Origin of the sequence: Pseudomonas citrullilanati (genome assembly GCF_030580855.1) — a bacterium.
Classification (GTDB): domain Bacteria; phylum Pseudomonadota; class Gammaproteobacteria; order Pseudomonadales; family Pseudomonadaceae; genus Aquipseudomonas; species Aquipseudomonas citrulli.
Window position 1 is genome coordinate 11,950 of the sequence record NZ_JAUQOP010000004.1, and the last position, 20,002, is coordinate 31,951.

The following is a 20,002-nucleotide window of genomic DNA, read 5'->3' on the forward strand; positions in this document are numbered from 1 at the left end:
TTGCAATGGTTATGGGGGCGGAAAATGGAAAAGCCAGAGGCAGGATATAAAGTTGCAGAACACACCCTTGTGGCGAGGGGATTTATCCCCGCTGGGCTTCGAAGCGGCCCCAATACTCCTCCTTGAATAACGAGGTAACCAACTTGGGGTCGCTTCGCGACCCAGCGGGGATAAATCCCCTCGCCACAGGATCATCATGGCCTTGGTAAACAATTCCCGACAGGCATAAAAAATCCCCGAACCAGTCGGGGATTTTTTCAAGGCGCAGTGCCGGCTATCAGTAAGCCTTGCCCGTCTTGTAGAAGTTCTCGAAGCAGAAGTTGGTCGCGTCGATGTAGCCTTCGGCACCACCGCAGTCGAAACGCTTGCCCTTGAACTTGTAGGCCATGACGCAGCCGTTCTGGGCCTGCTTCATCAAAGCGTCGGTGATCTGGATTTCGCCGCCCTTGCCTGGCTCGGTCTGTTCGATCAGGTCGAAGATGTCCGGGGTCAGGATGTAGCGGCCGATGATCGCCAGGTTCGACGGCGCGTCTTCAGGCTTTGGTTTTTCAACCATGCTGTGGACGCGGTAGATGTCGTCGCGGATCATTTCGCCGGCGATGACGCCGTACTTGTTGGTTTCCTGCGGGTCGACTTCCTGGATCGCGACGATGGAGCAGCGGAACTGCTTGTACAGCTTGACCATCTGGGTCAGCACGCCGTCGCCTTCGAGGTTGACGCACAGGTCGTCCGCCAGGACCACGGCGAACGGTTCGTCACCGATCAGCGGGCGGCCGGTCAGGATCGCGTGGCCCAGGCCTTTCATTTCGGTCTGGCGGGTGTAGGAGAACGAGCACTCGTCCAGCAGTTTGCGGATGCCGACCAGGTACTTTTCCTTGTCGGTGCCCTTGATCTGGTTTTCCAACTCGTAGCTGATGTCGAAATGGTCTTCCAGTGCGCGCTTGCCACGGCCAGTCACGATGGAGATTTCCGTCAGGCCCGCATCGAGGGCCTCTTCGACGCCGTACTGGATCAGTGGCTTGTTCACCACCGGCAGCATTTCTTTGGGCATGGCTTTAGTCGCTGGCAGGAAGCGAGTACCGTAACCGGCTGCTGGGAACAAGCATTTCTTGATCATATAAGTCCTTGAAAAGGCGGTGTGTACGAGTTTCGGCGCAGTCTAATCAGGCAACGGGAACCTTACAATGCCCACGCTGGCCAACCGATGCCATCATAGAGAAATAAAAAACGGCGGATAGTTCAATCGTCTTTCGTTTCGAGAATTGCGGGCTCTCACTCTACGCCCATGGGCGCTGTTTGCGAGCATTTGGCGTATCATGGCGGCCTTGATCCCGCCAATGAGGCAGCTAGATGTCGGCAACAAGAAACGCAAACGGTTATTCGGTCAGCCAGGGCAAGGACGGCCAATGGTGGATTATCAACTACCACGGCGAACAGGTCGCCGGCCCCTTGCCGACCAAGACCATGGCCGTGGAAGTGGCCGCGGTGTTCCAGGACGACCGCTCGGCGCCCGCCAAGGAGCGCGACACGCCCCCGCCGCGCAGCCCGCGCCGCAAGAAATAGCCAGCCCTGCCTCCAGTAGATGCCCGCCGGGCATCGAACGAGGCGGTTTAGCTGTACCGGAATGGCCATTCGCTATAACCTCGCGGTTGCCCTTCCCTTCTCGATGACGATCCCGATGAAAACACTTCTGGCGCTGTTTACAGTCCTGGCCCTGGCGGGCTGTGCCTCAGCAGAAAAAACCTACCTGACCAACGGCGAACAAGGCCTCGCCATCGACTGCTCGGGCGAAGCCAATTCCTGGGCCACCTGCTATGAAAAAGCCGATGCCTCGTGCGCCGGCACCGGTTACCGCATCGTCGGCACCGACGGCACGCCACAGGCGAAGGAAAGCGAAAAGACCCTGGGGGTCGACGTCGGCAACTACACCAGCCGCAGCGTCGTGGTGGTCTGCAAGTAACTCAGCCGGAAATACAGGCGTTGGCCGCGTCCTGCACATCGCCGGGACGCACCGGCACGTTGGACATGCTCTCGTGCAACTTGATGCTGCTGCCGCTGGAACGCTCGTCAATGTCGAACACCGCGGCCGGCAGGGACGACAGCTTGCCCGGGACGATCAGGCGCATGCCGTTCTTGTGCGGCTCCATCTGCAGCGGGCCACGGCTGCTGGCCAGGTGGTCGGCCACGCACTTGGCATACTCGTGGGGTTTCTTGCCGGAGATGACGCTCATGGTGGGCGGCGTCTGGTTGATGTCCGATACGGACGCACATCCACCCAAGGCCAATGCCAACACCCACACGCTGCGCTTCATATGATTCCTCCGATAAAGACCCTCGGACAGTGCGAACGCTGTTTTTCTCCAGCGCCCACCGTCTTTTTTTTGCGCTTGCGGCGATAAATGACCAAAGCCCCGGACGCCGGCCGGATATTACCCCCTGGGGCTGATAAACTGCACACCATTGTCCTTGCTATCGTTTGATTTTGTAGAAAAAGCCCTTCTGGAGGCGCCCATGAAATTCATCCACCAGCGCGAGCACCTGAACGAAGATGACATCGTCGTCATCGAATGCTCGCAAATGTGCAACATCCGCCTGATGAACGACGCCAACTTCCGCAGCTTCAAGAACGGCGGCCGGCACACCTATCATGGCGGCGCGTTCGACACGTTCCCGGCCCGGATCACCGCCCCGAGCACCGGCTTCTGGAACATCACCATCGACACCGTCAGCCGCCGGGCCATCAGCGTCACGCGCAAGCCGACCCTGACCCACAAGATCAAGATCATCCGGCGCTCCAGCTCCAAGCTGAGCTGAAGCATCACTCCCTTTTCATGACAGGCAAAACCGTGGCCCAGACGACCAAATACGTCATCAAGTACAAGCTCAACGACGAACGCCGTTTCGAATTCGCGCAGCTGGAAACCGGCACCGAAGAAGAAGCCCTGGCCGCCCTGCAGGCACTGCATGGGCAGACCGACGACGTGATCACCGACGTCAAGGTCAGCAAGGCGTTGTAGCGCTCGCCCCCCGGTTCGGCGGCGCGAGACCGCAAGATCCGGGGTGTTCGCCCGCGGACCCTTCGCCAGACTGGCCAATCCGACGTATCCAGGATTGTGATCATGCCGCCGACCCCGCCTTCGTTGTCCCACCGCCTCGACACCCTCGACTGGCCCGCCATGGAACAGGCGCTCGACCAGGACGGCTGCGCCGTGCTGCGCAACCTGTTATCGACGCCGCAATGCCAGCGGCTCGGCGCCTTGTACGCCGAGCCCGGGCTGTTCCGCTCCCGGGTCATCATGGCCCGCCATGGGTTCGGCCGCGGCGAATACCAGTATTTCCGCTACCCGCTGCCCGACCTCGTCCAGTCACTGCGGGAAGCCTTGTATCCGCGGCTGGTGCCCCTGGCGAATCGCTGGAGTGAACGCATGGACCTCAACGTGCGCTACCCCGGCGCCCACCTGGATTTCATCCAGCGTTGCCATGCCGCCGGGCAACAACGTCCCACGCCCCTGTTGTTGCAATACGGCCCGCAGGACTACAACTGCCTGCACCAGGACCTGTACGGCGAACAGGTGTTTCCGTTGCAGGTGGCGATCCTGCTGTCGGAGCCTTGTCGCGACTTCACCGGCGGCGAGTTCGTCCTGACCGAACAGCGCCCGCGCATGCAGTCGCGGCCCCAGGTCATCGATCTGAAACAGGGCGATGCACTGGTGTTTGCCGTGCACCAGCGACCGGTCAAGGGCGTTCGCGGTTATTATCGGGTGAACATGCGCCATGGCGTCAGCCGCGTGCACAGCGGTCGCCGGCACACCTTGGGAATCATCTTTCATGATGCGCAGTAATGACACGCCGCTCACCCCGGACCTGTTCGCCGACCAGGCCCCCACCCCGCCCGGCCAGACCGAGCGCATCGGCCAGCAGGCGTTCGTCTTGCGCGGGTTCGCCCTGGCGTGGCTGGAGCGCCTGCTGCCCGCGCTGGACACGGTCTTGCAGGCCGCGCCGTTCCGGCAAATGGTCACCCCTGGCGGCTTCACCATGTCGGTCGCCTTGACCAGTTGCGGCGCCTTGGGCTGGACCACCGACCGCCGCGGCTACCGCTATACCACCAACGATCCACAGACCGGCCAGCCCTGGCCCGGGATGCCGGCCGTGTTCCGCGAACTGGCCCAGGCTGCCGCCCGGCAGGCCGGTTTCGACGGCTTCGAGCCGGACGCCTGCCTGATCAACCGCTACGTGCCCGGCGCGCGGATGTCGCTGCACCAGGACAAGGACGAACGGGCCCTCGACGCGCCCATCGTCTCGATATCCCTGGGCTTGCCGGCCGTGTTCCAGTTCGGCGGGTTCGAGCGCAGCGACAAGAGCCAGCGCATCCCGCTGTTCCATGGCGACGCCGTGGTCTGGGGCGGCGTCGACCGGTTGCGCTATCACGGCGTGCTGCCGCTCAAGGACGGCCAGCACCCGCGCCTGGGGAGCCAGCGGATCAACCTGACGTTCCGCACCGCCGGTTGAGGCTCCGCGATTCGACCGCAAGACCCGGAGTGTCGTCGCCTTGCAGGCTCGCTACGGTAGGCAAAACGGGCCAATGGACATAACGACCATGAACAGCACTTCGAAACACCTCGCCGCCGACCAGGACCCACGCTGGGCCGCCGTGCTCGCCCGCGACCCGCGCGCCGACGGGCAATTCGTCTACGGCGTGAAGACCACCGGCATCTATTGCCACCCCAGCAGCCTCTCGCGCCTGCCCAACCCGCGCAACGTCGAGTTCTTCGACACCGCGCAACAGGCCGAGGCCGCGGGCTATCGTCCGAGCAAGCGCGCCGCCCGCGACCAGACCCAGATCGCCGCCCAGCAAGCCGCGCGGATCGCCAGTGCATGCCGGCAGATCGAGGCGGCCGACACCCTGCCCGGCCTGACCGAGCTGGCGCAGCACGCAGGCCTAAGCCCGTTTCATTTTCATCGGGTGTTCAAGGCGGTCACGGGACTGACGCCCAAGGGCTACGCCGCTGCCCACCGCTCACGCAAGGTGCGCGAACGCCTGGCCGATGGCGGCAGCATCACCGACGCGCTGTACGATGCCGGGTTCAATTCCAACAGCCGTTTCTATGCAGCCGCCGACCAGGTGCTGGGCATGAAACCCACCGACTACCGCGCCGCCGGGCAGAACACCGACATTCGCTTTGCCGTCGGCCAATGCTCCCTCGGGGCGATCCTGGTGGCCCAGAGCGAGCGTGGCGTGTGCGCGATCCTGCTGGGCGACGACCCGGACGCCCTGGTGCGGGACCTGCAGGACAAGTTCCGCCGCGCCAACCTCATCGGCGCCGACCGGGAGTTCGAGCAATTGATCGCCCAGGTGGTGGGCTTCGTCGAAGCGCCGGCACTGGGCCTGGACCTGCCTCTGGACGTGCGCGGCACGGCGTTCCAGGAACGAGTCTGGCAAGCCCTGCGGGACATTCCCGCCGGCAGCACCGCCAGCTACGCCGAGATCGCCCAGCGCATCGGCCTGCCCAAGGCCGTGCGCGCGGTGGCCCAGGCCTGCGGTGCCAACAGCCTGGCGGTGGCGATCCCTTGCCACCGGGTGGTGCGCAGCGACGGCAACCTGTCGGGCTACCGCTGGGGCGTGGAGCGCAAGCGTCAGTTGCTGGCGCTGGAGCGCTCGTCGGGGGACTGAACGCCGATGTAGATCGCCACCGATTCAGGGCCGCTGTAGACCTCGAAATCGGTGGTGAAACGGCGCACGGCTTGCGGGTTGTCGGCGAAGTACGCCCAGATCAGGCCCCAGGCCTGGATCACGCAGTCGGGCATCGGCCCCTTGGCCGAGAACACCAGGTAATCCCCGCCCTCGATGTCCACGGCGGGGTAGCCCGGGCTCGTCGCATCGACCTGCACGCCCGCCGTCACATCGAAGTGGCCGGTGGCATCGGACTCGTAATTGGAATACACCCCGTAGACGAACGATTCCGACTGCCTGGCAGGGATGGTATCGAACAGGCCCTCGGTGAAGAATCGCTGCCACATCGGGCCGATCCTGGCCGTGTCCGGCTGCTGCTCGTCGACGTTGCGGGTGCGCACTTGCAAACCGGCAACGCGGAAAGGTTCGACGGTCTTGAGTTTTACGTCCATGCGTCAGGCTCCTTGTGAGTGAACCGGCATGGTAACCCGCTCGCTGTCGGGATCAAGCACCCCGGCGGATCGAAAAACTCGACTGGCCCTGGCCCTGTCACACCTGTTAAAAACACTGTTTCCTTCTGCCGTCGGAGACCCGCACATGAGCCAGTGGCCAGACACCCGCATCCTTGACCTGCTCGGTATCGAGTTGCCCATCATCCAGGGGCCGCTGGCCGGGGTCACCGGGCCGTCCATGGTGGTCGCCACCTGCAATGCCGGTGGCCTGGGCTCGATGCCCGCGGCGATGCTGGACGTCGAACAACTGCGCCAGGCCCTGACGACCATCAACGAACAGACCGACAAGCCGTTCAACGTGAATTTCTTCTGCCACCAGCCACCGGCGTTCGATGCCCAACGCGCCGACGCCTGGAAGCAACGGCTCAAACCCTACTACCAGGAACTGGGCGCCGATTTCGACGCGCCGACACCCGTGTCCAATCGCACGCCATTCGACGATGCGGCCTGCCGCGTGCTGGAGCAGATGCGGCCCAAGGTGGTCAGCTTCCACTTCGGCTTGCCGGAAAAAGCCTTGCTGGAGCGGGTCAAGGCCACCGGCGCGAAGATCCTCTCGTCGGCCACCACCGTCGAAGAGGCGGTCTGGCTGGAACAGCAAGGTTGCGACGCGATCATCGCCATGGGCTATGAGGCCGGCGGCCATCGCGGGATGTTCCTCAGCGATGACCTCAATACCCAGGTGGGCCTGTTCGCCTTGCTGCCGCAGGTGGTGGACGCGGTCAAGGTGCCGGTGATCGCCACCGGCGGCATCGGCGATGCGCGAGGCATCGTCGCGGCGTTTGCCCTGGGCGCATCGGCGGTGCAATTGGGCAGCGCCTACCTGTTCACCCCCGAGGCCAGGGTCAGCGCCTCCCATCACCGCGCACTGCGCACGGCCAAGGAAAGCCAGACCGCCGTGACCAACCTGTTCACCGGCCGCCCGGCGCGGGGCATCGTCAACCGGGTCATGCGCGAAGTGGGCCCGATGAGCCCCCTGGCGCCGGCCTTTCCTCTGGCCGGCGGCGCGCTGATGCCGCTGCGCGCCAAGGACGAGGCCGATTTCAGCAACCTCTGGGCCGGCCAGGCGTTTCCCATGGGCCGCGAGTTGCCGGCGGGCGAGCTGACCCGCCGGTTGGCTGATGAGACGTTGGCGCGGCTCAGCGGGTTTGGCCGGGGCTGAAGGCAAGCGCCCACAAGGTCTCGCTTCCACCGGATGATGGCACGCGGTCCAATGTGGGCGAGCCCGCTCGCGATGGCGGTGGGTCAGCTTGCCTGGATGTCGCCTGGGCCGACGCCTTCGCGGGCAAGCCCGCTCCCACAGGGGATTGGCGGTGGGCCGCAGGTTTGTGAGCAACCGGGAATCACTGTGGGAGCGGGTTTGCTCGCGAAAGCGGTGGGTCAGCTTGCCTGGATGTCGCCTGGGCCGACGCCTTCGCGGGCAAGCCCGCTCCCACAGGGGATTTGTGCTGGGCCGCGGGTTTGTGAGCCACCGAGAACCAGTGTGGGAGCGGGCTTGCTCGCGATGGCGGTGGGTCAGTTTGCATGGATATCGCCTGTGCCGGCGCCTTCGCGGGCAGGCCCGCTCCCACAGGGATTTTGGCTGGACCGCAGGTTTGTGAGCAACCGGGAACCACTGTGGGAGCGAGCTTGCTCGCGATGGCGGTGGGTCAGCTTGCCTCGATATCGTCTGTGCCGACGCCTTCGCGGGCAGGCCCGCTCCCACAGGGATTTGTGCTGGGCTGCGGGTTTGTGAGCAACCGAGATCCAGTGTGGGAGCGAGCCTGCTCGCGAAAGCAGTGCATCAGCTTGCCTCGATGTCGCCTGTGCAGACGCCTTCGCGGGCAAGCCCGCTCCCACAGGGGATTTGTGCTGGGCCGGGGTTTGCAGGACAACCGACATCCAATGTGGGAGCGAGCTTGCTCGCGATAGCGGTGGGTCAGCTTGCATGGATGTCGTCTGTGCCGGCGCCTTCGCGGGCAGGCCCGCTCCCACAGGGGATTTGTGCTGGGCCGCGGGTTTGTGAGCAACCGAGATCCAGTGTGGGAGCGAGCTTGCTCGCGATGGCGGTGGATCAGCTTGCATCGATGTCGCCTGTGCCGACGCCTTCGCGGGCAAGCCCGCTCCCACAGGGGATTTGTGCTGGGCCGCGGGTTTGTGAGCAACCGAGATCCAGTGTGGGAGCGAGCTTGCTCGCGATGGCGGTGGGTCAGCTTGCATCGATATCGTCTGTGCCGACGCCTTCGCGGGCAGGCCCGCTCCCACAGGGGATTTGTGTTGGGCCGCGGGTTTGTGAGCAACCGAGGTCCCCTGTGGGAGCGAGCTTGCTCGCGATGGCGGTGGGTCAGCTTGCCTCGATATCGTCTGTGTCGGCGCCTTCGCGGGCAGGCCCGCTCCCACGGGGGATTTGTGCTGGGCCGCGGGTTTGTGAGCCACCGAGAACCACTGTGGGAGCGGGCTTGCTCGCGAAAGCGGTGGGTCAGCTTACATTGATATCGCCTGTGCCGACGCCTTCGCGGGCAGGCCCGCTCCCACGGGGGATTTGTGCTGGGCCGCGGGTTTGTGAGCCACCGAGAACCACTGTGGGAGCGGGCTTGCTCGCGAAAGCGGTGGGTCAGCTTGCCTCGATATCGTCTGTGCCGACGCCTTCGCGGGCAGGCCCGCTCCCACAGGGGATTTATGCTGGGCCGCGGGTTTGTGAGCAACCGAGATCCCGTGTGGGAGCGAGCTTGCTCGCGATGGCGGTGGGTCAGCTTGCCTTGATGTCGCCTGTGCCGCCGCCTTCGCGGGCAGGCCCGCTCCCACAGGGATTTGGGCTGGACCGCCGATTTGTGAGCAGCCGAGATCCAGTGTGGGAGCGAGCCTGCTCGCGATGGCGGTGGGTCAGCTTGCATGGATGTCGCTAGTGCCGGCGCCTTCGCGGGCAAGCCCGCTCCCACAGGGATTTGGGCTGGGCCGCGGGTTTGTGAGCAACCGAGATCCCGTGTGGGAGCGAGCCTGCTCGCGAAGAAGCCGGCACTGTCTCTTCTCGCGGCGCCTGACGCAAAAAGTCGCATTCCGTTTGTCGGGCATTCGCTATATATTTCCGTATACAGCGAGCCCATCCACGCCGGAGTCTTCCAATGCGCCCCACCCGTTTCCTGCCGTTGTTGCTGACCACCTTCCTGGCCGTCGGCACGGTCCAGGCCGATGAAGTACAAGTGGCGGTCGCCGCCAATTTCACCGCGCCGATCCAGGCCATTGCCGCCGACTTCGAAAAAGACACCGGCCACAAGCTGGTGGCGGCCTATGGCGCCACCGGGCAGTTCTACACGCAGATCAAGAACGGCGCGCCCTTCGAAGTCTTCCTCGCTGCCGATGACACCACCCCGGCCAAGCTCGACAGCGAAGGCGACACCATCAAGGGCTCGCGCTTCACCTACGCCATCGGCACGCTGGCGCTGTGGTCGGCCAAGGACGGCTACGTCGATGCCAAGGGCCAGGTGCTCAAGGACAACACGTTCCAACACCTGTCGATCGCCAATCCGAAAGCCGCGCCCTATGGCCTGGCCGCTACCCAGGTGCTGGACAAGCTGGGGCTGGCCGCCCAGGTCAAGGGCAAGCTCGTCGAAGGCCAGAACATCACCCAGGCCTATCAGTTCGTCTCTACCGGCAACGCCGAACTCGGCTTCGTGGCCTTGTCGCAGATCTACAAGGATGGCAAGGTGACCAGCGGCTCGGCGTGGATCGTCCCGGCCAACCTGCACGACCCGATCAAACAGGACGCGGTGATCCTCAGCAAGGGCCGGGACAACCCCGCCGCCGCCGCGCTGGTGGAGTACCTCAAGGGCCCGAAAGCCGCCGCCATTATCCAAGCCTACGGTTACCAACGCTAAATGCCCCTGACCACCGCCGACTTCGCCGCCATCTGGTTGACCCTGAAACTGGCGTCGTTGACCACGGTGATCCTGCTGCTCGTCGGCACCCCCATCGCCCTGTGGCTGTCACGGACTCGGTCCTGGCTGCGCGGGCCGGTGGGCGCGGTGGTGGCACTGCCATTGGTGCTGCCCCCCACGGTCATCGGTTTCTACCTGCTGCTGGCGTTGGGGCCGCACGGCTGGATCGGCCAGTTCACCCAGGCCCTCGGGCTGGGCACCCTCACCTTCAGCTTCACCGGGCTGGTCATCGGCTCGGTGATCTATTCCATGCCATTCGTGGTGCAGCCGTTGCAAAACGCCTTCGCCGCCATCGGCAGCCGTCCGCTGGAAGTCGCCGCCACGTTGCGGGCCGGCCCTTGGGACACGTTTTTCAGCGTCATCCTGCCCCTGGCCCGGCCGGGGTTCGTGACCGCCGCGATCCTCGGTTTCGCCCATACCGTCGGCGAGTTCGGCGTGGTGCTGATGATTGGCGGCAACATCCCTGAAAAGACCCGGGTGGTCTCGGTGCAGATCTACGACCATGTCGAAGCCCTGGAATATGCCCAGGCCCACTGGCTGGCCGCGGCCATGCTGGTGTTCTCTTTCGTGGTGCTGCTGGCGCTGTACTCCAGTCGCCGCAGCCGCGCCGGTTGGAGCTGATCGATGATTCAGGCGCGTTTCCAGCTCGACCGCGGAGCGTTTTCCCTCGACCTCGATGTGCAACTGCCGGGCCGTGGCGTGACGGCGCTGTACGGCCAGTCCGGCTCCGGCAAGACCACGTGCCTGCGTTGCATCGCCGGCCTGGAGCGACCGGCGCAAGGCTTCATCGAGGTCAACGGCCAGGTCTGGCAGGACAGCGAACGTGGCGTGTTCGTACCGCCCCATCGACGGCCCCTGGGTTATGTGTTCCAGGAAGCGAGCCTGTTCACCCACCTGTCGGTGCGGCACAACCTGGCGTTCGGCCTCAAGCGCATCGCCCCCGGCCTGCGGCGTGTGGGAATGGACCAGGCGACCGAGCTACTGGGCATCGGCCACCTGCTCGATCGCCAGCCGCACAACCTGTCCGGCGGCGAACGCCAGCGTGTGGGGATCGCCCGCGCCTTGCTGACCAGCCCGCAACTGCTGCTGATGGACGAGCCGCTGGCATCCCTCGACACCCGGCGCAAGAACGAGATCCTGCCTTACCTGCAACGGCTACACGATGAACTGGACATCCCGGTGCTGTATGTCAGTCACTCCCAGGACGAAGTGGCGCGCCTGGCCGACCACATCGTCCTGCTCGAGGACGGTCGCGCCCTGGCGAGCGGCCCGATCGGCGAAACCCTGGCCCGGCTCGACCTGCCGCTGGCCCTGGGGGATGACGCGGGTGTGATGATCCAGGGCAAGGTCAGCGGCTATGACCCGACCTATCAGCTGCTGACGCTGAACCTGCCCGGCAGTCAGTTGAACATCCGTGTGACCCACACGCCGCTGGGCCTTGGGCAGCCGCTGCGCTTCAAGGTCCAGGCGCGGGATGTCAGCCTCAGTCTGGCGAGCGATGCCCAGACCAGCATTCTCAATCGCTTGCCGGTCACGGTGGTCAGCGAGTTGGCCGCTGACAATACCGCCCATGTGTTGATCCGCCTGGATGCGGGGGGGACGCCGTTGTTGGCGCGTATCACGCGGTATTCCCGGGATCAGTTGGGGTTGCATTCGGGGCAGGTGCTTTGGGCGCAGATCAAGGCGGTGGCGGTGTTGGCTTAGGGCATATCCGTTGCTGCGCGGGTGCTGCTTGAGATTGGGGGGATATCCGTTGCTGCGCAGGTGTTGCTTGAGATTGGGGGGATATCCGTTGCTGCGGTGACGGCTGATGGCGGTTCCGCCCTTACGGCGGGTCACTTTTGGAGGAGCGCCAAAAGTAACCAAAAGCGCTTTGCCCCACCACTCGGCACCTCGCCTACGGCTCGGTGTGCCCGAACGCAGGCCTTGCTCCGCGGGCCGCCGCGAAGGGCCATCCATGGCCCAGCGCGGCTAACCCGGCATCCATGCCGGGTTACCCACTGCGCAAGACCTGCGTTCGGCCAGCGTGGTTAATGGGGCGTCAAGATCAAGATCAAGATCAAGATCAAGATCAAGGTCAAGGTCAAAAGCGAGGCGGTCCTATAGCTGACTTGGCTCTTGCGGTGTGCCCCAATTCCTTTGTGGGAGCGAGCTTGCTCGCGAAGGCGGCCCATCAGCCAACATAGCGCTTGCGGCCGCCCCCCCTGTGGGAGCGAGCCTGCTCGCGATAGCGGCCTGCCGGCCATCCAAGAAACTTGGCACGCCCCCTTCAGCCCGTGGTCAATCAGTCCATAGGCCACCGGATTCGCTGCCAAGGATTTTTTTCATGCCCGACACTTTCTCACCGGATGCCCTGCCGCCCGATCTGCATTATGTGGACGATACGGCGCCTGGTATCACCCGCAAGAAGTTGCGGGGCAAGTTCTGTTATTTCGATCCCCAGGGCCAGCGCATTACCGATGCGCAGGAGGTTCAGCGGATCAATGCCCTGGCGGTGCCGCCGGCTTACACCGATGTGTGGATCTGCGCCGACCCGCGCGGTCATCTCCAGGCCACCGGCCTGGACGCCCGTGGTCGCAAGCAGTACCGCTACCATCCGCGCTGGCGCGAGGTGCGGGATGCGGACAAGTATTCGCGGATGCTGGAGTTCGGCCGGGCCCTGCCCCGTTTGCGCAAGCGCCTGGAGCAGGTCCTGGCCCAGCCCGGTTTCAGCCGCGACAAGGTCCTGGCGACCGTGATCACCCTGCTGGACGTGACCCTGATCCGGGTTGGTAATCCGCAATACGCCCGTGAAAACCACTCCTACGGTCTGACCACCCTGCGCAACAAGCATGTCGAGATCAACGGCAGCGCCATCGCCTTCCAGTTCCGGGGCAAGAGCGGGGTCGAGCACCAGATCACCGTGAAAGACCGGCGCCTGGCGCGGATCATCAAGCGCTGCCAGGAAATCCCCGGGCAGAACCTCTTCCAATACCTGGACGAGGACGGCGAACGTCATACCGTCAGTTCGTCAGACATCAACGCCTACCTCAAGTCCCTCACCGGCGCCGACTTCACCGCCAAGGACTACCGGACGTGGGCCGGCAGCGCGGCGGCCCTGGCCGGGCTGCGGGCGTTGCGCTGGGAAACCGAGACCGAAGCGAAGAAACACGTCGCCGAGATGGTCAAGCAGGTCGCCCGGCAATTGGGCAACACGCCAAGTGTCTGTCGTAAATGCTACATTCACCCTGCGGTGCTGGAAGGCTTCCTGCTCGGCACGTTGAAGGAATTGCCCAAGCCCCGGGTGCGCAAGGGCCTCAGCGAGGAGGAAGCCGGGCTGACGATGTTCCTGCAGCGGGTGGCGCAAGCCACACAGGCCTGCGAGTCGAAGTTCGGGTACTGACGGTCACCCGCGACGGTTCGCTCTCCGGAACATCCCGCCCGCGCTGAAATCCCAACTGTACGATCCCGCAACACTCACGCGTGAAATCGACAGGAGTCCCCGATGTCCGAACACATTGTCCATTTTCATTGCCAGATCGATCAGGGAACCACCGAGCGCTTTCGCGACAATTGCCTGGAAGCCATCGAGAAAGGCGCGGACTCGCTGATGCTCAACCTGTCCACGGTGGGCGGCAGCACCAACTTCGGCTTTACCCTCTACACCTTCATCAAGTCCCTCCCGGTGCCGGTACGTGCGGTGAATGCCGGTAATATCGAGTCGATGGGCATCGTCATGTACCTGGCGGCCAGCGACCGTACCACCACGCCTCATTCACGCTTCCTGATCCATCCCATGAATTGGTATTTCGGCCAGAAATCGGTGGACCACTCGCGCCTGCGCGAGTATCTGTCCAGCCTGGACAACGACGTGGCGCGCTACGTGGAGATCTACGTCAAGGAAACCGCCGGGGCCGCCACCCAACTGGATATCTTCAAGTGCCTGTGCAACGAGGAGCGGGTCATCCCGGCGGAAAACTCCCTGGCCTTCGGCATCGCCCACCGGGTCGAGCAGGTGGTGTTCCCCGCCGATGCCAGGCACTGGAAAGTCAGTGGCGGCGAAGATTAGATGAACAGCATCGCTAAACAATGTTGAGCCCAGTGTTTATAAAAACTCCGACTTTGTCTGCAACTACGAAGCGAAGCGGCAAACACTTTCTTAGTTATGAACGAATGACCATTCGTCGCCAGTACAACGCATTTTTTAAACTTACCTCGCCGCTTGCCTTTCACAGTTAATGCGAGGCACGTTGCTCGCTTTAAACCACCATGAGGATTCTCGAAATGGCTAACAGCGGAAACAAAAACCCAGGCAACTTCGCAAACGATCGTGAGAAAGCATCTGAAGCCGGTAAGAAAGGCGGACAGGCGTCGGGCGGCAACAACACCAACGACCGTCAGAAAGGCTCTGGCGCCGGCAGCAAAGGCAGCGAACGCGGCCAAGGCGGCGGTGGCAGAAAGTCGTAATCCCTGAAGACCCGCTGGGGCGCAGCCTGGCTGCGCCCTGGTGCCGGGATTGTTTCAATTAAACATCACGCCGCACATCTGAATAGCCAACTTAGTTTAATCAAACCAAATAACCGGCTCTTATGACCTTCCGTCATGTTGCCGTTGTTATTCATGCCCGTGTACCCCCGCCGGTTCTTTCACCTGCCATACCTGCCCCTTCTGCCAGGCATCCGCCCCGCTATCGATCGCCGGGGACTTGATAGAGGCGCGAGCACGTTTCCTGGCTTCACTGTCCACGTTCATCCGGCTGTCGCGCTCACGCACAAGCTGGGGGTCGATCTGGCCATCGGCGGTAAAACCCATCATCAACTGCGGCACGCCATACGGCAGGGCCTGGCCCGATTCGGTGTGCCAGGTGTGCCAGGTCTTTCCGTAGGTGCCGATCAGGTTTTCCATCAAACGGGTTTCCGCGACCTCGGGGATGCCGGGGGCAATCAACTGCCCGGACTTCACCTCGTGCACATGACTGTGCCAGAGCTGCTTTTCACCGGCCGGCAAACCTTCGAACAAGCGCTTGCTGATGATGTACTCCACCCCCATCAATTTGGCGGCGGACGTATTGCCATCGAAAATGGCGCACTGGAACACTTCTTCGTTCAAGGCCGAGCAATAGTGATGCGCTTCCATTTGCCCGGACATCCGGCCGTTATAGAAGTGGAAGCCATCGAGGTAGGTATCGAGCGCCCGCAGCGGCGGTTTGTCCTGCATCAGCCCCGCACCCGCTTCCAGGGTCGCGGTGGTCGGCGTTTTCGTCGCCCCCGGCGCGCTCACCGGCGAATCGGAGTTGCCACCGGCGCAACCGGTCAAGCCGAAAGCCGCCGCGCAAAGCACGGCCCACGTTCCATAAACGCTTTTACCTGGCATGTCGTTTCTCCTGTCCATGACAGGACATGAGAAAGACGCTCGGTCACGCGGGTTTGATTTTTCCTGACCGCCAACCGACGAGCGGAGCCCCTCGGCACGGTAGCTGCCGCCGGGTCGATCAGGGTGCGACCTGCCGGCGTTTCACCGCCTCGATCCAGGCCGGGTCCAGGCGCGACTGTTCGCCGGCCAGCCCTAGCGCCTGCATCCTCGCCAGATGCTCATCGGCTTCACGCGCCAGCGAGCCCTGGTCGCTGGAGTTGGCGTCCAGCTCATGCATCTGGACCAGGCCCAAGTGGTAGAACCGCAACAGTTTCATGGCCGCCGGTTCACCGGCCTGCACGCCAGCCTTCACCTGGTGCATGACGTTGGTGACGCTCATCAGGCTGCGCTTGAGCTGCCAGCCGTACACCGCCGCGGCCATCCACGGCTGGGACCAGAAATACCCGCGCATCAGCGCGGCCATCGCCAATACCGCGACGATCACGCCACCGAGATTGAAGCGAAAGTTATCGCCGCCGGGCGTGCCGAACAGCAGCACGGCCAGGCTGGAGAGCAGCATCGCCAGTGCCAGGAACGTCACGGCGAGGATGAACGTACTGCGGCGGGTCTGTTGCCGGTAGGACCCGGCGTCCCACGGTTTGATCTCGAACATCGCGGCGCAATTTCCTTGTACGGCATGAAAAGAGTCGCGCATTATCGCCTGCCCGGTCGATTTAGCTATGCTGGGGCGCATTTTGTGTTGCAACCGACCCGAGGGATCCGGATCAAAGTCCATGGCGATACCGCAAGGATCGTGCGATCTTTCTGTGTGGACGTATTTTTCAAGATGCCGTCGCCGTGTGTACGGCATCGTTTTCAAGGAAAGCTGAATGACTCAAAGACATGTAATCAATGCCTCGGTGAGCCCGAAGGGCAGCCTGGAGACCTTGTCCCAGCGCGAAGTCCAGCAACTGAGCGAAGCCGGTTCCGGCAGCATCTACACCCTCTTCCGCCAGTGCGCCCTGGCTATCCTCAATACCGGCGCCCATGTCGACAACGCCAAGACCATCCTCGAAGCCTACAAGGACTTCGAGATCCGCATTCACCAGCAGGACCGCGGCGTGCGCCTGGAACTGCTGAACGCACCGGCCGATGCCTTCGTCGACGGTGAGATGATCGCCAGCACCCGGGAAATGCTCTTCAGCGCCCTGCGCGACATCGTCTACACCGAAAACGAACTGGACAGCCAGCGCATCGACCTCAGCTCGTCCCAGGGCATCAGCGACTACGTCTTCCACCTGCTGCGCAACGCCCGCACCCTGCGTCCGGGCGTGGAGCCGAAGATCGTCGTGTGCTGGGGCGGACATTCGATCAACACCGAGGAATACAAGTACACCAAGAAAGTCGGCCACGAACTGGGCCTGCGCAGCCTGGACATCTGCACCGGCTGCGGTCCGGGGGTGATGAAGGGGCCGATGAAGGGCGCCACCATTGCCCACGCCAAGCAGCGCATCCACGGTGGGCGCTACCTGGGCCTGACCGAGCCGGGCATTATCGCCGCCGAAGCGCCGAACCCGATCGTCAACGAGCTGGTGATCCTGCCGGACATCGAGAAGCGCCTGGAGGCCTTCGTCCGCGTCGGCCACGGCATCATCATCTTCCCGGGCGGTGCCGGCACGGCGGAAGAGTTCCTCTACCTGCTGGGCATCCTGATGCACCCGTCCAACCAGGACCTGCCCTTCCCGGTGGTCCTCACCGGGCCGAAAAGCGCGGCGCCGTACCTCGACCAGTTGCACGCGTTTGTCGGCGCGACCCTGGGCGAGGCGGCACAGAAGCATTACCAGATCATCATCGACGATCCGGCCGAAGTGGCCCGGCAGATGACCCAGGGCCTCAAGGAGGTCAAGCAGTTCCGCCGCGAGCGCAACGACGCGTTCCACTTCAACTGGCTGCTGAAGATCGACGAAGGCTTCCAGCGCCCCTTCGACCCGACCCACGCCAACATGGCCAGCCTGGGCCTGAGCCGCGACCTGCCTCCCCACGAACTGGCCGCCAACTTGCGCCGGGCGTTCTCGGGCATCGTGGCGGGCAACGTCAAGGACAAGGGCATCCGCCTGATCGAGGAGCACGGGCCGTACGAGATCCACGGCGACCCCGCCATCATGGAACCTCTGGACCGCCTGCTCCAGGCCTTCGTCGCCCAGCACCGCATGAAACTGCCCGGCGGCGCGGCGTATGTCCCGTGCTATCGCGTGGTGACCTGACGGGTTTTTCCTGGCCGGCGAAGGCGTCGGGCCAGCGGCGTCATTGTCGCTGGTCCTCCGCTATCGCGAGCAGGCTCGCTCCCACAGTGGGTTCGAGTGTTGTCGAAGCATCACACCCACCCCCCATCCCATGTGGGAGCGAGCCTGCTCGCGATGGCGTCGGTCCTGCCAACCTCTTCCTTGAGCGGGCGTCAGCGGCCTCGCCCATCGGTGACGAACCGTTGGACAATCCGTGCCACACCGTGAGGGTCTTCGGCAAGCAGCAAGTGCCCGCATGGCAATGAAAACAGCTGGCCGCGGGGCAGTTGGCGATACACGGAAACGCTCACCGAGGGCGGGATCAACCGGTCGTCCAGGCCAACGATGACGGCCGTCGGGCATTCGAGCCGCGCCAATCGCGGCGAGACGTCCAACGCCAGGTTGAGCACCATCTGGGCGGCAACGGCCGGCCAATGGACCCGTTGATGGAAATCCTCGATGCGGGTGGCGACCTGGGCGGCCGACATCGCCCTCAGGCACGGGACGGAAAAACCGCGGGTCACGAGCTCGGCCGCCAGTTTCCTCGGATGGTCCTCCAACAGCCGTTGCCAATAGCCAAAGTTGCGCCGCACCTGCGGATCACGGGCGTTGTCGAAGGGCGCGAGCAGGCTCAGCGACAGCACCTGCGGCCCAAGCACGCTCGCCACTTCGATCGCCACCGCAGCCCCCAGCGAATAGCCCACCAGGTGGACCCCTGCGCTGACACGGTCGCGAACCCCTGCGGCAATCAACTGGCCGAGCCCATCGAGGGTCTGTTCCGCGCCACGCCCTTGCTCCAGCCGCGACAAGTCGACGGCCAGGACCCGATGACCGTCCAGGTGACTGGCGAATGACGCCCAGGTGGAGCGCGGATTTCCTGCCGTGCCGTGTATCAGTACCAGGCAGGCCTGCCCTTCTGCCTCCAGCTCAATCAACTCCACCATCGGCGCACCTTCCAAGGATCGATCCCGACCCGAGCTTAAGCGCTGCGCCGGCATCCTCAGGTCATTTTTTCTAAATCCTGGGTTCAGCTTTTGTGCGTTGTATCTGCTTTGTGATCGCCCTAAAAAGACCCAAAAGGAGGGACACATGCAGACAGACAACCCGCTATTCAATACCCAATCGTTCCATGTCGACTGGAGCTACCCCACGCCGATCTGGTTCGGTGTCGAACGGATCGATGACCTGGTCAACGGCTGCGCACTCCTCGGCCGGCACCGGCCGCTGGTGGTCATTGACGCGATGCTGGTGGAACACCCATCGATCGTGCGAGCCCTGGAACGCTGCACGCAATCGGGCATCGACCTGAAGATTTTCTCCAGTTTCCGCCCCGACCCGGACACCGACATGCTCGCCCAGGGCGTCGGCACCTTCAATGAATATGCCCGGGACATGGTGGTCGGGATCGGCGGCGGGAGCGCCCTGGACCTGGCCAAGGCGATCGCCTTCATGGCCGTGCAGACCCAGCCGATCTGGACCTTCGAAAGCCTGCCCAACCGGTGGCAGGCGGCCAATGCCGACGTGCCGCCGATCATCAGCGTGCCGACCACCGCAGGCACCGGCGCCGAAGTGGGCCGGGCCGCCGTGTTGCTGGACAGCCAGGAAAACCGCAAGCGGCTGATCTTCCACCCCAAGATGCTGTCCTCCCTGGTGATCGTCGATCCGGCCCTGACCCTGACGGTACCGGCGGCGGTCACCGCCGCGGTGGGGATCGACGCCTTTTCCCATGCCTTCGAAGCGTACTGCGCCAACAGTTTCCATCCCATGGGCGACGGCATCGCGCTCCAGGCCATGCACCTGATCAAGCAGTGGTTGCCCATCGCGGTCCAGGACGGCAGCCATCTCCAGGCCCGCTGCCACCTGAGCGCCGCGGCCCTGATGGGGGCCGTGGCCTTTCACAAGGGGCTGGGGGCCGTGCATGCCATCAGCCACTCCATCGGCGGCGCGTATGGCACCCACCATGGACTGACCAATGGCGTGCTGTTGCCCTATGTGGTCGCCCACAACCGGCCGGTGATCGAAGCCAAGCTGGAGCGACTCTGCCAGAGCCTGGGCCTGGCACAGCCAGGCTACGCATCCTTTGTCGCCTGGCTCGAGGATTTCCTGGCCAGCGTGGGCATTCCCCGGCGGCTGCGCGACATCATCCAAGGCCCTTTCGATGCCGACCTCATGGCGCGCCTGGCCGTCGCGGACCCGACCGCCCGGACGAACCCGCAACCCCTGTCGGTACACGACTACAAAACCATCATCGACAACGCCTGGTCCGGACATTGACCGGGCACTTTCAAGGAGGCC

22 protein-coding genes are annotated in these 20,002 nt (G+C 63.8%); 16 read left to right on the forward strand and 6 right to left on the reverse strand.

All coding sequences use genetic code 11. From position 1 onward, the window contains the following. Positions 1-277: 277 nt before the first annotated feature. Entirely contained in the window at positions 278-1,117 is an 840-nt protein-coding gene (galU, locus tag Q6A48_RS04520) for a UTP--glucose-1-phosphate uridylyltransferase GalU (protein WP_003182953.1), read from the reverse strand. 233 nt (positions 1,118-1,350) lie between these two features. Between galU and Q6A48_RS04525 the strand changes: the two genes are divergently transcribed. Together Q6A48_RS04525 and Q6A48_RS04530 are read left to right on the forward strand one after the other, a co-directional pair. Continuing rightward, a complete protein-coding gene (locus tag Q6A48_RS04525) occupies positions 1,351-1,563 on the forward strand; it encodes a hypothetical protein (RefSeq protein ID WP_304552376.1) in 213 nt (70 codons plus the stop codon). Between the two features lie 115 nt (positions 1,564-1,678). Beyond that, positions 1,679-1,960: a hypothetical protein gene (locus Q6A48_RS04530; protein ID WP_304552377.1), complete on the forward strand. Its 282-nt coding sequence runs from the start codon at positions 1,679-1,681 to the stop codon at positions 1,958-1,960. Between the two features lies 1 nt (position 1,961). Here Q6A48_RS04530 and Q6A48_RS04535 read toward each other — a convergent pair whose 3' ends face one another. Then, entirely contained in the window at positions 1,962-2,312 is a 351-nt protein-coding gene (locus Q6A48_RS04535) for a hypothetical protein (RefSeq protein WP_304552378.1), read from the reverse strand. 199 nt (positions 2,313-2,511) lie between these two features. Here Q6A48_RS04535 and Q6A48_RS04540 point away from each other — a divergent pair, with 199 nt between their 5' ends. From Q6A48_RS04540 to ada, 5 genes are all read left to right on the forward strand, one after another. Beyond that, positions 2,512-2,814 carry a DUF1883 domain-containing protein gene (locus tag Q6A48_RS04540; protein ID WP_030142225.1) on the forward strand — a complete coding sequence of 101 codons (303 nt, stop codon included), beginning with the start codon at positions 2,512-2,514 and terminating at the stop codon, positions 2,812-2,814. Positions 2,815-2,831: 17 nt separating this feature from the next. Continuing rightward, entirely contained in the window at positions 2,832-3,017 is a 186-nt protein-coding gene (locus Q6A48_RS04545) for a hypothetical protein (RefSeq protein WP_304552380.1), read from the forward strand. A gap of 102 nt (positions 3,018-3,119) precedes the next feature. After that, positions 3,120-3,842 (forward strand): 2OG-Fe(II) oxygenase, encoded by a 723-nt coding sequence (locus Q6A48_RS04550; RefSeq protein ID WP_304552381.1) that lies wholly within the window; start codon positions 3,120-3,122, stop codon positions 3,840-3,842. Further along, positions 3,829-4,509, forward strand: coding sequence for a DNA oxidative demethylase AlkB (gene alkB / locus Q6A48_RS04555; RefSeq protein ID WP_304552382.1), 681 nt, complete (start codon positions 3,829-3,831; stop codon positions 4,507-4,509). The genes Q6A48_RS04550 and alkB overlap by 14 nt, the downstream gene beginning before the upstream one ends. A gap of 88 nt (positions 4,510-4,597) precedes the next feature. Beyond that, on the forward strand, positions 4,598-5,671 hold the full coding sequence (ada, locus tag Q6A48_RS04560; RefSeq protein ID WP_304552384.1) for a bifunctional DNA-binding transcriptional regulator/O6-methylguanine-DNA methyltransferase Ada: 1,074 nt from the start codon (positions 4,598-4,600) through the stop codon (positions 5,669-5,671). On the opposite strand, the gene Q6A48_RS04565 is transcribed toward ada, so the two are convergent. Then, on the reverse strand, positions 5,635-6,123 hold the full coding sequence (locus tag Q6A48_RS04565; RefSeq protein ID WP_304552386.1) for a GyrI-like domain-containing protein: 489 nt from the start codon (positions 6,121-6,123) through the stop codon (positions 5,635-5,637). The genes ada and Q6A48_RS04565 overlap by 37 nt on opposite strands. A gap of 145 nt (positions 6,124-6,268) precedes the next feature. Here Q6A48_RS04565 and Q6A48_RS04570 point away from each other — a divergent pair, with 145 nt between their 5' ends. The 7 genes from Q6A48_RS04570 to Q6A48_RS04600 all read left to right on the forward strand — a co-directional run bounded on the left by Q6A48_RS04570 (position 6,269) and on the right by Q6A48_RS04600 (position 14,540). Next, on the forward strand, positions 6,269-7,342 hold the full coding sequence (locus tag Q6A48_RS04570; protein ID WP_304552387.1) for an NAD(P)H-dependent flavin oxidoreductase: 1,074 nt from the start codon (positions 6,269-6,271) through the stop codon (positions 7,340-7,342). A gap of 1,939 nt (positions 7,343-9,281) precedes the next feature. Then, positions 9,282-10,034 (forward strand): molybdate ABC transporter substrate-binding protein, encoded by a 753-nt coding sequence (modA, locus tag Q6A48_RS04575; protein WP_304552388.1) that lies wholly within the window; start codon positions 9,282-9,284, stop codon positions 10,032-10,034. Further along, entirely contained in the window at positions 10,035-10,715 is a 681-nt protein-coding gene (modB, locus tag Q6A48_RS04580; protein WP_304552390.1) for a molybdate ABC transporter permease subunit, read from the forward strand. It begins immediately after the preceding gene. Positions 10,716-10,718: 3 nt separating this feature from the next. Beyond that, positions 10,719-11,798, forward strand: a complete 1,080-nt coding sequence (gene modC, locus Q6A48_RS04585) for a molybdenum ABC transporter ATP-binding protein (RefSeq protein WP_304552393.1) — start codon at positions 10,719-10,721, stop codon at positions 11,796-11,798. A 622-nt stretch (positions 11,799-12,420) separates the two neighbouring features. Further along, on the forward strand, positions 12,421-13,476 hold the full coding sequence (locus tag Q6A48_RS04590; protein ID WP_304552394.1) for a DNA topoisomerase IB: 1,056 nt from the start codon (positions 12,421-12,423) through the stop codon (positions 13,474-13,476). 102 nt (positions 13,477-13,578) lie between these two features. After that, the gene (locus Q6A48_RS04595; protein WP_042730354.1) at positions 13,579-14,142 is read left to right on the forward strand and encodes an ATP-dependent Clp protease proteolytic subunit; all 564 of its coding nucleotides are present in this window, start codon (positions 13,579-13,581) and stop codon (positions 14,140-14,142) included. Positions 14,143-14,357: 215 nt separating this feature from the next. Next, the gene (locus tag Q6A48_RS04600) at positions 14,358-14,540 is read left to right on the forward strand and encodes a con-10 family general stress protein (RefSeq protein WP_304552395.1); all 183 of its coding nucleotides are present in this window, start codon (positions 14,358-14,360) and stop codon (positions 14,538-14,540) included. A gap of 147 nt (positions 14,541-14,687) precedes the next feature. Here the strand turns inward: Q6A48_RS04600 and Q6A48_RS04605 are convergent, their stop codons facing one another. Next, entirely contained in the window at positions 14,688-15,446 is a 759-nt protein-coding gene (locus Q6A48_RS04605; RefSeq protein ID WP_304552397.1) for an OBAP family protein, read from the reverse strand. A gap of 118 nt (positions 15,447-15,564) precedes the next feature. Continuing rightward, positions 15,565-16,098, reverse strand: a complete 534-nt coding sequence (locus tag Q6A48_RS04610) for a DUF3087 family protein (protein ID WP_304552398.1) — start codon at positions 16,096-16,098, stop codon at positions 15,565-15,567. A 217-nt stretch (positions 16,099-16,315) separates the two neighbouring features. Between Q6A48_RS04610 and ppnN the strand changes: the two genes are divergently transcribed. Then, positions 16,316-17,689 carry a nucleotide 5'-monophosphate nucleosidase PpnN gene (ppnN, locus tag Q6A48_RS04615; RefSeq protein WP_053143706.1) on the forward strand — a complete coding sequence of 458 codons (1,374 nt, stop codon included), beginning with the start codon at positions 16,316-16,318 and terminating at the stop codon, positions 17,687-17,689. A 191-nt stretch (positions 17,690-17,880) separates the two neighbouring features. Here the strand turns inward: ppnN and Q6A48_RS04620 are convergent, their stop codons facing one another. Then, positions 17,881-18,651, reverse strand: coding sequence for an alpha/beta fold hydrolase (locus tag Q6A48_RS04620; RefSeq protein ID WP_304552401.1), 771 nt, complete (start codon positions 18,649-18,651; stop codon positions 17,881-17,883). A 145-nt stretch (positions 18,652-18,796) separates the two neighbouring features. Between Q6A48_RS04620 and Q6A48_RS04625 the strand changes: the two genes are divergently transcribed. Further along, complete coding sequence (locus Q6A48_RS04625) at positions 18,797-19,981, forward strand: iron-containing alcohol dehydrogenase (RefSeq protein ID WP_304552402.1); 1,185 nt, start codon at positions 18,797-18,799, stop codon at positions 19,979-19,981. Positions 19,982-20,002 lie beyond the last annotated feature (21 nt).

Bases quoted from the DNA above. Each gene is read 5' to 3' on its own strand.
- galU (WP_003182953.1), bottom strand. From the start codon at position 1,117: ATGATCAAGAAATGCTTGTTCCCAGCAGCCGGTTACGGTACTCGCTTC.
- Q6A48_RS04525 (WP_304552376.1), top strand. From the start codon at position 1,351: ATGTCGGCAACAAGAAACGCAAACGGTTATTCGGTCAGCCAGGGCAAG.
- Q6A48_RS04530 (WP_304552377.1), top strand. From the start codon at position 1,679: ATGAAAACACTTCTGGCGCTGTTTACAGTCCTGGCCCTGGCGGGCTGT.
- Q6A48_RS04535 (WP_304552378.1), bottom strand. From the start codon at position 2,312: ATGAAGCGCAGCGTGTGGGTGTTGGCATTGGCCTTGGGTGGATGTGCG.
- Q6A48_RS04540 (WP_030142225.1), top strand. From the start codon at position 2,512: ATGAAATTCATCCACCAGCGCGAGCACCTGAACGAAGATGACATCGTC.
- Q6A48_RS04545 (WP_304552380.1), top strand. From the start codon at position 2,832: ATGACAGGCAAAACCGTGGCCCAGACGACCAAATACGTCATCAAGTAC.
- Q6A48_RS04550 (WP_304552381.1), top strand. From the start codon at position 3,120: ATGCCGCCGACCCCGCCTTCGTTGTCCCACCGCCTCGACACCCTCGAC.
- alkB (WP_304552382.1), top strand. From the start codon at position 3,829: ATGATGCGCAGTAATGACACGCCGCTCACCCCGGACCTGTTCGCCGAC.
- ada (WP_304552384.1), top strand. From the start codon at position 4,598: ATGAACAGCACTTCGAAACACCTCGCCGCCGACCAGGACCCACGCTGG.
- Q6A48_RS04565 (WP_304552386.1), bottom strand. From the start codon at position 6,123: ATGGACGTAAAACTCAAGACCGTCGAACCTTTCCGCGTTGCCGGTTTG.
- Q6A48_RS04570 (WP_304552387.1), top strand. From the start codon at position 6,269: ATGAGCCAGTGGCCAGACACCCGCATCCTTGACCTGCTCGGTATCGAG.
- modA (WP_304552388.1), top strand. From the start codon at position 9,282: ATGCGCCCCACCCGTTTCCTGCCGTTGTTGCTGACCACCTTCCTGGCC.
- modB (WP_304552390.1), top strand. From the start codon at position 10,035: ATGCCCCTGACCACCGCCGACTTCGCCGCCATCTGGTTGACCCTGAAA.
- modC (WP_304552393.1), top strand. From the start codon at position 10,719: ATGATTCAGGCGCGTTTCCAGCTCGACCGCGGAGCGTTTTCCCTCGAC.
- Q6A48_RS04590 (WP_304552394.1), top strand. From the start codon at position 12,421: ATGCCCGACACTTTCTCACCGGATGCCCTGCCGCCCGATCTGCATTAT.
- Q6A48_RS04595 (WP_042730354.1), top strand. From the start codon at position 13,579: ATGTCCGAACACATTGTCCATTTTCATTGCCAGATCGATCAGGGAACC.
- Q6A48_RS04600 (WP_304552395.1), top strand. From the start codon at position 14,358: ATGGCTAACAGCGGAAACAAAAACCCAGGCAACTTCGCAAACGATCGT.
- Q6A48_RS04605 (WP_304552397.1), bottom strand. From the start codon at position 15,446: ATGCCAGGTAAAAGCGTTTATGGAACGTGGGCCGTGCTTTGCGCGGCG.
- Q6A48_RS04610 (WP_304552398.1), bottom strand. From the start codon at position 16,098: ATGTTCGAGATCAAACCGTGGGACGCCGGGTCCTACCGGCAACAGACC.
- ppnN (WP_053143706.1), top strand. From the start codon at position 16,316: ATGACTCAAAGACATGTAATCAATGCCTCGGTGAGCCCGAAGGGCAGC.
- Q6A48_RS04620 (WP_304552401.1), bottom strand. From the start codon at position 18,651: ATGGTGGAGTTGATTGAGCTGGAGGCAGAAGGGCAGGCCTGCCTGGTA.
- Q6A48_RS04625 (WP_304552402.1), top strand. From the start codon at position 18,797: ATGCAGACAGACAACCCGCTATTCAATACCCAATCGTTCCATGTCGAC.